At 42.0% G+C, this 12455-nt stretch carries 12 protein-coding genes; 4 read left to right on the plus strand and 8 right to left on the minus strand.

The window, feature by feature from the left end; all coding sequences use genetic code 11:
* Positions 1 to 160 precede the first annotated feature (160 nt).
* Positions 161 to 1477 carry a TIGR03503 family protein gene (locus SWOO_RS13440; RefSeq protein ID WP_012325223.1) on the minus strand — a complete coding sequence of 439 codons (1317 nt, stop codon included), beginning with the start codon at positions 1475 to 1477 and terminating at the stop codon, positions 161 to 163.
* A 10-nt stretch (positions 1478 to 1487) separates the two neighbouring features.
* Entirely contained in the window at positions 1488 to 2216 is a 729-nt protein-coding gene (gene dnaQ / locus SWOO_RS13445; RefSeq protein ID WP_012325224.1) for a DNA polymerase III subunit epsilon, read from the minus strand.
* A 67-nt stretch (positions 2217 to 2283) separates the two neighbouring features.
* Between dnaQ and rnhA the strand changes: the two genes are divergently transcribed.
* Positions 2284 to 2769 carry a ribonuclease HI gene (rnhA, locus tag SWOO_RS13450; RefSeq protein WP_012325225.1) on the plus strand — a complete coding sequence of 162 codons (486 nt, stop codon included), beginning with the start codon at positions 2284 to 2286 and terminating at the stop codon, positions 2767 to 2769.
* Here the strand turns inward: rnhA and SWOO_RS13455 are convergent.
* Positions 2766 to 3665, minus strand: coding sequence for a LysR substrate-binding domain-containing protein (locus SWOO_RS13455; RefSeq protein ID WP_012325226.1), 900 nt, complete (start codon positions 3663 to 3665; stop codon positions 2766 to 2768). The two genes, rnhA and SWOO_RS13455, sit on opposite strands and share 4 nt — an antisense overlap.
* Positions 3666 to 3714: 49 nt before the next feature.
* Entirely contained in the window at positions 3715 to 4461 is a 747-nt protein-coding gene (locus SWOO_RS13460) for a class I SAM-dependent methyltransferase (RefSeq protein ID WP_012325227.1), read from the minus strand.
* A 228-nt stretch (positions 4462 to 4689) separates the two neighbouring features.
* On the opposite strand from SWOO_RS13460, the gene gloB reads away from it, so the two are divergent.
* A complete protein-coding gene (gloB, locus tag SWOO_RS13465) occupies positions 4690 to 5481 on the plus strand; it encodes a hydroxyacylglutathione hydrolase (RefSeq protein WP_012325228.1) in 792 nt (263 codons plus the stop codon).
* A gap of 89 nt (positions 5482 to 5570) precedes the next feature.
* Positions 5571 to 7124, plus strand: a complete 1554-nt coding sequence (locus tag SWOO_RS13470; RefSeq protein WP_012325229.1) for a LysM peptidoglycan-binding domain-containing protein — start codon at positions 5571 to 5573, stop codon at positions 7122 to 7124.
* Positions 7125 to 7193: 69 nt separating this feature from the next.
* Here SWOO_RS13470 and SWOO_RS13475 read toward each other — a convergent pair whose 3' ends face one another.
* The 3 genes from SWOO_RS13475 to SWOO_RS13485 are packed head-to-tail and all read right to left on the minus strand — an operon-like array spanning position 7194 to position 10128.
* Positions 7194 to 7784, minus strand: coding sequence for a BsuPI-related putative proteinase inhibitor (locus tag SWOO_RS13475; RefSeq protein WP_012325230.1), 591 nt, complete (start codon positions 7782 to 7784; stop codon positions 7194 to 7196).
* A complete protein-coding gene (locus SWOO_RS13480; RefSeq protein ID WP_012325231.1) occupies positions 7784 to 9604 on the minus strand; it encodes an AsmA family protein in 1821 nt (606 codons plus the stop codon). Before SWOO_RS13480 ends, SWOO_RS13475 begins: the two co-directional genes overlap by 1 nt.
* Before the next feature lie 29 nt (positions 9605 to 9633).
* A complete protein-coding gene (locus tag SWOO_RS13485) occupies positions 9634 to 10128 on the minus strand; it encodes a putative 4-hydroxy-4-methyl-2-oxoglutarate aldolase (RefSeq protein WP_012325232.1) in 495 nt (164 codons plus the stop codon).
* A 211-nt stretch (positions 10129 to 10339) separates the two neighbouring features.
* On the opposite strand from SWOO_RS13485, the gene SWOO_RS13490 reads away from it, so the two are divergent.
* Positions 10340 to 10663, plus strand: coding sequence for a hypothetical protein (locus tag SWOO_RS13490; RefSeq protein ID WP_012325233.1), 324 nt, complete (start codon positions 10340 to 10342; stop codon positions 10661 to 10663).
* Positions 10664 to 10708: 45 nt separating this feature from the next.
* Here the strand turns inward: SWOO_RS13490 and SWOO_RS13495 are convergent, their stop codons facing one another.
* Positions 10709 to 12355 (minus strand): methyl-accepting chemotaxis protein, encoded by a 1647-nt coding sequence (locus SWOO_RS13495; protein ID WP_012325234.1) that lies wholly within the window; start codon positions 12353 to 12355, stop codon positions 10709 to 10711.
* Between the last annotated feature and the right edge of the window lie 100 nt (positions 12356 to 12455).

A 12455-nucleotide genomic window follows, 5' to 3' on the forward strand; every position in this document is an offset into this window, starting at 1 on the left:
CAAGTTGCGAAGAATCATACGGATGAGAGCAGCTCCCGTCAACAGAAATTTTTCGCCTTATTACTGTTCAGTCAAAAAAGCAGCAACCGGAAGGAAATTGCTGCTTTTATTCATGAAAAATCAACCTGTGCTGACTAAGCCACTAGAAGATGACAGTCCGTTAATTAGGCGGATCTTCTGGCATTGTCAGATCTATCTCATCTAAAGCAGTACTGACATCTTGCTCCTTCTCTTTCTCTTGGTCTAAACGAAGCTGAGTCGCAGCAAGTGCCTCTTTTAAGTTTCGGCGTTTGCGCCAGATTAACAGAGCTAAACTGCCAAAGATTAACAAACAGACATTGACGGTAATGATCCAGAATATCGCTTGATCTTTTGCCTTCTCCTCCTCAATAGCTGCTTTTTTCGCAGCCACTGCAGCCAACTCTTCAGCTGTAGGAGGTGGCTTAGGCGGCTCTATCAAATTAAAAAAGCGCTCAGGTAAAGCAAGCACAACCTCCCTCCCCGATACCGTTGTACTCACTGCGCTGCCTTTAATCCGGTAACTACCATAATCAGTCACTTCCGGTAGGATAAGCTCAGTTTCACTTTCGGTAAGCCCATTGATAATCAGTGGTAACTGCAGACCAGCTGGCCCAACTAACTCAAGATCGAGATGAGTTTCACTGAGTTGAAGTTGCTCAGAGTCAGCCTCAATAAGTAACTTCCAACGCTCTTTTAAAGGTTCGGCAGGTTCAATAACTTCTATATCGACAGGAGATGGAGATAGTTCAAACTCATAGCTCGCCTCTCGACTAAACACATTATTCTTGGCTATCACCTCTAAATAATAACTTCCCCAAGGTTGATTAAAGGTGATGTCTCCAGTAAAAGTACCGTCATCTGGACGTTCATCCAGATCTTCACCATTATCTTTATATGAGCCAACAACTCGGGTACCCGCAGCAAAATTCTCTTCACCTGCCTGCTGAGCACTGCTAAACCTAACGGTCCAGTTAACCAAATAGTCTAAACCTGGCATCCTAAGCATTTTACTGTCAGCAAGAAGGTGTGAAGTAACCTTTAGACGCTCCCCTTGAAAAAGAGGCTGTGGAAACTCCTCTACCCAGATATTTAACTCTGAGACTTTCTTAATACTTGAACCTTTGACCACACGTCCAATTAACTGCCAAGGACCTGGAAGAGGGTTTTTAATGGTGATAATGTCACCGCTTAGCCCCTCTGCCCACTGTACATTTTCAGGGTGACGTTCGGCGTACCACTTACTGCCATCGGGCAAGACGATGACAACAGGGCCGCTACCAAACTGGCGTTGTACAATTAATGTCATGCTGTCGACCATATGATCGATACGAAAGCGATTTCTTAATTCACTTGCACGCTCAGAAGGCACTATATCAGCCGATACAATAGCGCTAGATTGTAAGCAAACGACAGCAATTAACCCGAGTATAAGCTCCCGGAATCTTAGAAATGTCATAAAGTGACGTCTATCCTCGCCAAATACATTGTCCTGATTTTGCAACCAAATTTAATCTTTCTTCATGCATAGCTAATTCATCGGCCGTAGCCGTGATCACTTTAAGTTTATTACGACTTTGACTTAAACGCCTGATCCCACCACTTTCACTCCCCTCTTTCTCACTTGAAAGATTAAACTTGGTTTGCCCACCTGTCATCATCAGGTAAACGTCAGCTAATATCTCCGCATCGAGTAAAGCGCCGTGAAGATCACGACGTGAATTGTCAATGCCATAACGCTTACACAGAGCATCTAGGTTATTTTTCTGACCGGGATGCAGAAACTTAGCGATCTCCAGGGTATCCAGAATGGGGCAGATGTCGGCAGTCTTAGGCCCAACAGGTTGAAGAAGAGAGAACTCATGATCCATAAAGCTAACATCGAAGTTAGCGTTATGAGCCACAATCTCTGCACCATCAATAAATTCGATAAAACTTTGGGCTACCTCGGCGAACTTTGGCTTATGGGCAACAAATTCGTTGGTAATACCGTGGACCTCTATCGCTTCTTCATCAATGATCTGCTGAGGGTTAATATATTCATGATAATGACGCCCAGTAAGGCGTCGATTAATCACCTCGACACAACCAATCTCAATGATGCGGTGTCCCAAAAAGATGGCACCGGCTCCTTGGTTCATACCTGTGGTTTCGGTATCGAGAATGATCTGGCGTTTTGAACTTGATACGATATTCATAAGATTAATAGCACTTCATATGTTTTTGGGTATACTCGCCCAATGATTTGACTATGGTAACAACTTGATGTCTGTACTGAAACAACTCTCTATCTTTACCGATGGTTCCTGTTTGGGAAACCCAGGACCTGGCGGTTATGGCGTCGTAATGAAATACAAGGCACACACTAAAGAGCTTTCCGATGGTTTTGCATTAACGACCAACAATCGTATGGAGTTACTCGCCCCTATTATTGCATTAGAAGCCCTAAAAGTACCCTGTAAAATTATACTCACCAGCGATAGTCAGTATATGCGCCAAGGGATCACTCAATGGATCCACGGTTGGAAAAAGAAAAACTGGATAACCTCCACCAAACAACCAGTAAAAAATGTCGACCTGTGGAAACGCTTAGATGCAGCAACTCAGTCCCATGAGATTGACTGGCACTGGGTAAAAGGCCACGCTGGTCATGTTGAAAACGAGCGCTGCGATACCTTAGCTAGAGTCGCCGCAGAAGCTAAGCCTACACAGGAAGATCTGGGCTACCAGCCCTCCGTCTCAAGTAGCTAAACCGGTTCCACATTTAACAGCGTTGTACAGAAGCCGACAAACCGATCACAAAGTGGTGTCGACTTACGGCTTTTATGGTGAATACGATAAAACTGCCGCTCCAAAAAGAGCCCTTCAACCTCTATTATCGCTAACTCTTTACGGCTGACCTCTTTCTCTAAGGTCAGCTCAGATAATACCGCTAAGCCTGCTCCCTGTTTTACCGCTTGCTTGATTGCATCAGGTGTTCTAAAAACAAACTTCTCCACCGGCTGCATATCTAACGCATTTGCAGCATTAATAAAGTAATCTCGGGTACCAGAGCCCTCCTCTCGCATCACCCATGGTTGCCCTCTTAGTGCCTGCGGGGTGACATGTTGACCTGCTAGAGGATGAGCTGGATGACAAAAAACGAGCAAACGGTCTTTATGCCAAGCCTCAACTTTAATACGACTATCTAAACATTGACCTTCAATAAAACCTATCTCACTTCTGAACTCTAAGACAGATTTAATCACAGCTTGAGTATTATCAATATCAAGATCCACTTGCGCCTGAGTATATTGCTGACAAAAGGCCACGGCACTTTTCGCTAACATAAAGTTACCAATGGTGGAGCTGGCACTGACATTGAGCGTGCCGCTGTACTCCGCTTCGGGAGATGAAAAAAGGTGTTCTATCTGATCAAACTTCTGCAAAGCTTCTGTTGCTAAAGGCAGCAGTAAACTCCCCTGTGAGTTCAAACTTAATCGATTGCCCACTCTTTCAAATAGACGGGCATCAAGCTGTTTTTCCAATTCAGCCAGTGCCATCGAGGTTGCTGGTGCTGATAGATTAACCATTTCAGCCGCTCTAGCTACCTGACCACTTCGGGCTACCGCCTCGAAAATAGTCAGCTGTTTCAATGTAATTCGCATGATGTTAGATCTATGATGTGAAAATTAATCGAGACTCCAAACACTTGAGTTAGGAGTTATCAGTTTTATGTTTTTGATTAAAGTGTTCGCTTCGACCCGCTGTGGGCGCCGTAGTCCATTGAGTTTGTCTCACTTTCCTTTTTTCATGAATAGGGGTCAAAGGCGACTCAAGTTTTCTCGCCACAATCAAGTACAAGCTGCCACTACTTGGAAGCCAAGCTTGTAATGCATCTTGCCATATACTCTCACTCTTAATATCACTTAGCAGATGGTGATAGAGAAAACGCTCATCAGATATCACCTGATAGCCTAATAACCCCAACCAATCCTTTACCCTAGAGGGCATAAAAAAGCGGCCATTCCAAGGTTGTTGTTGCTGATATTTAGGCAGTAATTTACCAATAAATGCAGGACTTAAAGGGTTAAAACCTATGATAAAAAGATAGCCACCAGATATCAGTACCCTGTCTGTTTCACGAAGTAGCTTATAGGGATCGGGTTCAAACTCCAAAAGCATATTCATCACGACTGCATCGATCACACTATTTTGGATGGGTAACGCAGTAAACTCTGCGCGAATCGAGGCTCCCTTACCATCGAACAACGAAAAGCGGCGGCCAATAGGCAGGTCAGGCATATCGAGTTCTGCACTGAGCGCCCCAAGATTAAGCATATGATAACCAAACACCTTAGGCCACCAAGGCGTCAATATGTGCTCTATTAGGCTTTTAATCTGATCACCACTGGGAAGTTGTGACCACAGTTGCGGCGATAAAGGTTGAGCATTGTCCGGCACAGCTTACTCCCTAGCAAATTAACATATGATAACAAGATTCATATTACTCAAGTTTGTAATGTCTCACACCTTGCTTGAACTGTATTTTAACAGCCATTTCGAGACATTAATTTGAAGCAGCGCTAAACAAGTCATAACGTTAAAAAGTAATATGATAATCTATCACTTAATTTAGATACGTTATCACAACACTCTCCTCTTCGGATGGAATTTTAATTGGAAATAGATATGCCTAGTGAAACTGATTTAACCATCACCCCCATTCAAGCATTTAATGATAACTACATATGGGTTATCTCTAAATCTAGCTCACCTTTGGTTTATGTGGTCGATCCCGGTGATGCTAATGTTGTTATACATTACCTTGAAACGAACCAGCTCACACTAGCAGGAATATTGATAACACATCACCATAGTGATCATACAGGCGGCATTAAGTCACTGATAGAGTACAGTGCAACTGACCTTGAAATATACGGACCATCGAGTGAGAACATTGCAGATATTAATAATCCCATTTCGACTCAACCCCATATCAAGCTGCAAGCATTAGAGTTAACCGCAAGGGTTTATCAATTACCCGGTCACACCCTTGGGCATATTGCCTACCACATTCAAGATGAACTGTTTTGTGGTGATACGCTATTTAGTGGAGGATGTGGTCGTTTATTTGAAGGAACAGCAAGTCAGCTACACCACTCCCTAGAGTTGCTGGCATCGCTAGAACAACACACTCGCGTATACTGTGCCCATGAATACACCTTATCAAACCTTAAGTTTGCTATTCGGGTCGAGCCCAATAACAGCCAATTAGCGCACTACTATCAAGATTGCCAAACTTTACGAGCTAACAAAAAGATAACCTTACCCTCAACGATTAAAACCGAAAAAGAGATAAACCCTTTTTTACGTTGTCACATCCATGAAATTGTTAATGCAGTTAATCAACATTTCAATCAAAAACCTGTTGATACTGTTACAACTTTTGGGCTTCTTAGGCAATGGAAAGACAAGGCTTAAGAAATAAATTACAATAATGCGCTAATAAGTCCCCTTTTTCAGCTATACACCAAAAAGTAGAGGGACTACATTGAGGAATTAATTGTTAAATGCGCATACAAGTATTTGTAATAGCGGGGGGAATTGCCCTGCTATCTGGTTGTCAGTCTTTCAATCAAACGACAAGAGACACCACAGAACAAGCTCAGCCACTGGTTCAACAAGCTGCATTATTGCCCCCAGCTATCGAAAAAGCACCGATTGAGGAGGCCATCGAGATCAGCGATGTTTGGCAACGGATACGTTTAGGACTAAGCCTTCCTGTTCCCGATCAAAAGCTGGTTAATCAATATCGCGATTGGTATATCAAACACCCACAGCACCTAGAGCGGGTATCACAAAGAGCCGAGCCCTTTCTTTATCTCATTGTTGAAGAGATAGAGAAACGGGATCTACCCATTGAGTTAGCCTTACTTCCAATTGTCGAGAGCGCCTTTGACCCCTTTGCATACTCCCATGGTGCAGCTTCGGGTTTATGGCAATTTACCGCCCCTATGGCCAAACATTTCGGACTAGAGATGAACTGGTGGTATGACGGACGCCGTGATGTGCCCGCTGCCACCATTGCAGCTTTGGATATGCTCGAATACCTCTATAAAAAAACACACGGTAATTGGCTCTACGCAACCGCTGCCTATAACACAGGAGAGGGCCGCGTTCTCAATGCCGTCAAGCGCAATAAAAGACAGGGTAAAGCCACTGACTTCTGGTCTTTGGACCTGCCAAGAGAGACGGAGCGTTATGTACCTCAAATGTTGGCTTTGGCAGAGGTCATAAAAAATGCAGATAAATATGGCATTAAACTTATGCCAATTAAAAACCAACCTCAGATCCAAGTTGTGGATATTGGTGGTCAGATAGATCTCGCATTAGCTGCAGGGATGGCCGGTATGACCACCTCTGAACTGCATAAGCTTAACCCTGGCTATAATCAATGGGCAACAGCCCCTGATGGACCACATAAGCTTGTGCTTCCAGTCGATAAAGCAAAAGAGTTTAACCTTGCATTGGCTGAAACAAATCCAGATGAGCGATTAAACTGGGAAAGGTATCAAATAAAATCCGGTGACAGTTTAGGCGTGATAGCGAAAAGATACCACACTACAGTCCCAGCTCTACGAGCGGTTAATGATATAAAGGGCAATACTATTGTTATAGGTAAGCATCTGCTGATCCCTGTAGCCGCTAAATCACCTGAGCAGTACGCTTATTCGGCAAACCAAAGGTTACTGGCTAAGCAAAAAGGAAAATCTGGCAATAAAGTTAGCTATACCGTCCAAGCAGGTGATTCATTTTGGAAAATAGCCAAGGCACATAAAGTGTCAGTATCTCAGCTGACAAGCTGGAACAATATGGCTCCAAAAGATGGATTGAGAATTGGTAAAAAACTGACTATCTGGACTGGTGGAAAACAGAAAACCTCCTCAATCACCCGCACTGTTAACTACACAGTAAGAAACGGTGATTCCTTAGCTCGTATTGCGACTAAGTTTAAGGTGAGTGTGAACGATCTTGTTCGTTGGAATGCACTAGAAAAAAGCAAATATATCCAGCCAGGTCAGAAACTCAAACTCTTTGTCGATATGAGTAAAGTTCGAGCCTAATACCTATTTTAGAACGAAAAAAAGCCAGTGGATGTCAATGACAAACACTGGCTTTTTTATGCCGATAACTTAATTCAAAATGTCGTTAAGTGACAAGCTAATATCGCCCATCGCCAACTCTTTTGACTCTATCGCCTGGCCCGCATAGATGGCCTTAATGGTATAGCCTTTCCCCTTTAGCTGACTCATCACGGTTTGGGGGATCTTAAATTTAACCGTCATCTCTTTCCCAGATGGGATCACGGTATCTCTAATGGCTTGAGTAAACATCATCTCATTCGACCATGCCCAAACTTTGTCTCCCATAGGATCTAGAAGTTGCAGATCTGCTGTCATCCCTGAGCGATATTGAATTGGCACACCATAAGGTTGATTATTAAGTATCTTAAGTGAAACCAATAAGCCATTATCGAGAGTAGCATCAAGTTCGCCAGTTAAGAGGCCTTTGGTCATCTTCCCCTCCGCGTGTTGTTTTTGTAACTTTGTAATATCCACGTCATCTTTTGCTAAAACAACAACCTTAACCTTTTGCTCTTTAGGCATATCAGCCTCCACAGGCTGAGTTTTAGCAACCGAATCCAGCTTATTATCAAGATTACTTTGAGAACAAGCGGTCAAACTAACAATAGCAAGGGATGCTAACAACATATGATTATTCATTAAAAGCCCCCTAACTTCTTCAAGATACTGTCTTTCACTTTATCTTTGACCTTATCGGTCTCCTGCTTCAACTTAGCATCAAACAAAGCTTCAGTGTCTAATGCAAATTTAGGCTCAGAGAATGTACCAGTGATAGCAAATGGTATCTCTATACCATGAAGCGCATCGCGATCGCCTCCTCCTTGCCCTTCAAGCGAGCCAACAACAGAGGTAGTTAGAGAGTAATCTAATGCCTCACTGACAATATTCGCGGTTCCAGCGCCTGCAAGTCGTATGAGGGGAGAAGCCATCAATAGATCAGGATTAGAGACGACGCCATTAACTACGTTGAATGAACCAGTTAAACTAGTAAAGTCGGTTTTTTGTTCCGCAGTCGCTGAACTGGAAAGATCGCCACTGAGTTTCGCCTTAGCATCGCGGATCATCTGAGGAATATTGACCCCATAAAGTGCACCATCAGCAATCTCAAACTTACCGTTCGCGGCTAAGTTTTTCTTTATATTATCAACAACTAAACTTCTCCCTTTACCTTTAACATTAAAGTTAGCGGTACCAGCTATAAGATCAATTTCAGCAGCATCTTTCATTAAATCAAGAATTTGCACGCCTTTCACAGATTTATCGAAGCTATAGCTAGCTATTTTTTGACGTCCATCGAGCTGTGCACTTGCTGATAACTTACCTTGATAAAGGTCGGCAGTTAACTGGCTCATGTTCAAAACACCATTGTTTAGCTTAGTCTTCATCACCCAGTTACTCGTCAGCATATTGGCCGCTTTTATCGACTTTACCGTCATAGCGAGATCAAAGTTGACTAACTTAAGCGCAGAGAGATCAGGCTCCTTATTTGAGCTAGCTTGCGGTGAGTTCGATTTCTCTTCAGTCGCTTTATCAGCTGGCATAAAAGTGTCTAAATTGATATCACCAAGATCCAATTGACCATGTATATTAGGCACTTTACTACCATAAGCGACTTTCACCTCACCAGAGCCTTTAATATCTGCCACTGCAAGTTCATCTAGGCTCACTTCAAGTAATTTCTTATCCAAGAGTAGTTGGATCTGTGCAAGTAACTGAGTATCTAGTTTTTGATTAGGGATCCCCTCGCCTATAACTGAGCTCTCAATTTTCAGATCTTTTAATTCAACAGCCTGCATCGACGGAGCAATCTTAATCATTCCCTCACCTTGGCTGGTCAAAGTCATATCAGGTAGTTCAGCTGTTAACTCATAGGCAAGTGGCGCAAATTTACCTAAACTAAATTCACCTAATGTTAGTTTATCCATGGTGAAAACTTGCTCAGTTCCCGCAATCGCATCAGTCATTGTGATTGTCGTGTTGGTAATTGCAATACCACCAATATCCAAGCTAGCAAGTTGAGCTCCACCAGCTTTTGTATCTGTGTCTGCCGCTTTAGTTTGGGAGGCACCACCATCTAAGCCGTCAAAACTCGTTTGTCCATCTTTGCGAGTCTCTAGATTGACCGTTAGGCCATCAAGATTTAATTGGGCAATCTCAACCTCTTTACTAAATAGTGGCATTAACGCGACTTCAGCCACCACATTATTCACTTTCAACATCGAGGCAGCATCAAAGCCAGTTGGGTTTGAAAGTGATATCTGAGATAACTCAATCCCTATAGAGGGGAAAAAAGTCCAACTAAGATCATTTTCAATAACCAGATCACGCCCAGTCTTCTCTTTTACAGCGTCGACCAATTCAGGTTTAAAATCGTTTGGATCGAAAATAAGCGTTAGATACGCAATAAGAGAGGTAAAAAGGAGCAAAAACACGATAAAAAACCATTTCAAAATTTTCATAACAGGTTCCGTCTGAATTAATTACTTGATTAAAGTATGACTGATAGATCGAGCTTCTCATCCGAAATAGCCACACCATTATCATCTGAATATACCATCATACCTGGCACAATTATAATGTTTGAGACATTAAGTTCGGGGTTTATCTCTCCAACATCCAGTTTCTCAGTCTTAATAGGGTTAGCTCCCAAGGCTTTGATACCAATATCTAATTGACTCAAAACACCCACATCTCTCACACACCCGTTAATGATAATCCCCTCCCAGCCATTTTCAACAGCATTCATGGCAATCATGTCACCAAGTAAAGCTCTATTAAGTGAAGCACCACCATCAACAAATAGCACTTTCCCCTTACCATCCGTACTTAGGATCTGCTTTACTTTCGAGTTGTCTTCAAAACATTTGACTGTGGCAATCTCCCCCCAGAATATTTTCCTCTCCCCATACTGTTTAAAGTTAATAGATAATAATGAAAGTTCATTTGGATAATTATCATAAAGATCGGGTAAAAGGTCGTACATATTAATCTCCTAAATCCATTTAACAAACTTGCTCTTCACTCCATCATACAACAAAAAGAAAGATCTTCTTGGTTGACATGCTTTAATACAAATTTATTTACCAATAACAATATGAACCTCTTTAAGTAGCTTGCTTAAAAGTCTATAATCATACATTGGTCGATTCAGGCCTTTGAACAAACCGTAACATCTCATTAAAAAGTGATTAATAATGAATAACAATTTTGATTTACAAAGTGCAATAGCAGCATTAGATGAGTATGGATATGACAAGAAGCAGTCCAGTGATCTAACTCAAGCTCGTAATAAACAACAGATGAGCAAATATATTGAGTCGCTAGATTATAACCTTCGACGTTTATTAATATTACAAGAAACCGTTAATGAACTTGTTGCTAAGAAGAAGCACTTAATTGCACAACAAGAGAATATTCAAACTTACAAAACTAAAGTTATTAACTTATCTAGACAGTTTAATATCTCTTATGATGAAGTCTTACAAATAATGCAAGAGCAAACAAACCAAGTACGCTAAATTTTTGAGTCTTCACTTAGTGTTCACATCATTTAAAATCTCAATTTAGACTTTAAAGTTTGAAACTAACCCATTCAATTCGGAAGAACCTTGCAATATCTGCTCGCTGGTTTGCCCAATTTGAACACTCTTGTGTTGATTGTCTAATGAAATATCATTGATACGTGTAACATTCATGTTGAGCTCTGCAATCACTGAGCTTTGCTCTTCAGTTGCGGTAGCTATCTGCACATTCATATCTGATATTTGTCCAATAGAGGCTTTAATCATCTCCAGTGCGTCAACAACCTGCTTAGTCTCATCAACCGTTTGACTTGAACAGTTTTTAGCCCTGTCCACAGAATCATTAACACAGATAATGGCCTCACGTATCGCATCAATAATGCCATTAATCTCTTGAGTTGATTCCTGTGTCTTACTGGCTAAACTTCTAACTTCATCGGCAACAACAGCAAAACCACGCCCAGCCTCACCAGCTCTTGCAGCCTCAATCGCCGCATTTAGTGCAAGTAGGTTAGTCTGCTCTGCTATCCCAACTATGACATCAAGGATTTGACCTATTTTTCCTGAGCTGACTCTCAGCCCTTCAGCACCACTGGAGGTCACCTCTAACTCTTTGGACAACTCGTTTATTTTATTTACTGCACTATCGACCACCATAGTAGTCTTATTGGCTTCCGCGTCGGCGCCCGATGCACTTTCAGCCGCATTTTTTGCATTCAACGCTACCTCTGTCGCAACCATTGACATCTCATTGATTGCTGTCGCAACACTTTCAGTTTCTGTCTGCATATTTGCCGTCACCGTATTGGCTTCGCTAGATATGGTAGAAAGTCCAGAAGCTAACTGCTGACTATGGGTCACGGAGCTCAAAACAGACTCAACAACAGCCTGTATCTTAATCACGAACACATTAAAGTTTGTTGCTACCTCTTTAAGCTCATCATTACCTGACTCCTCTAACCTTAAGGTCAAATCCCCCTCGCCCTTAGAGATATTTTCCAGCGCTAAAATCGTCTGTCTTAAAGGTTTGGAGATACTTTGGGAGATAATCAGTAGAATTAAGATAACTGGTAACCAAACCAAGGCTCCAATTAACAGATATTGCCAGGCAAAAATGGCTTGCTGTGCTTTTATATCATCAACATATATTCCAGTCCCAACAATCCAGCCCCAAGGTTTGAATCTTTTGACAACGCTCATTTTCGGACTTGGCTCGGTGGCATCGGGACGATTCCACATATACTCAACTCGGGTAGACTCACTCTGCTCAGTCCCCGTGACCATTAACTGAAAGAGTTGAACTCCATTGGGATCTTTCATACCCAGCACATTTGTTCCCACAAGCTTTTTAGCAAATGCATGCTGAACCATGATCCCTTGAGTATCTATTGTCCAGTAATACTCTTTACCCGCATAGCGCAATGCATCTAAAGCGATGATTGCCGCCTCCTTCGCTTCACTTTCCGTCATAAGACCATTTTGAGCACTTTGATAATACCTCTCAACGACCTTTACGCCCACATCCGCCAATGAACTTAACTTGCCCTCTTTCTCTTTAAACAACAAGTTATCGATATTATTCAACGCAAATAGAAACATTAACAAGGTCGCTACGATAGACAAGACTAGCATCAATAAAAGACGCTTAGATATTTTTATCTTTCTAAACAGTTGATTAATCGAATCCATAGTTCAACCTTCAGCTCTGATTGCTTGTTAATAACCCTACATTAATGATGGGCAAAATTCGCTATTTGTCAAAACAACTTACTGTTTAAATTAGCCTACA

This window comes from Shewanella woodyi ATCC 51908, from assembly GCF_000019525.1.
In the GTDB taxonomy this organism is placed as follows: Bacteria; Pseudomonadota; Gammaproteobacteria; order Enterobacterales; family Shewanellaceae; genus Shewanella; species Shewanella woodyi.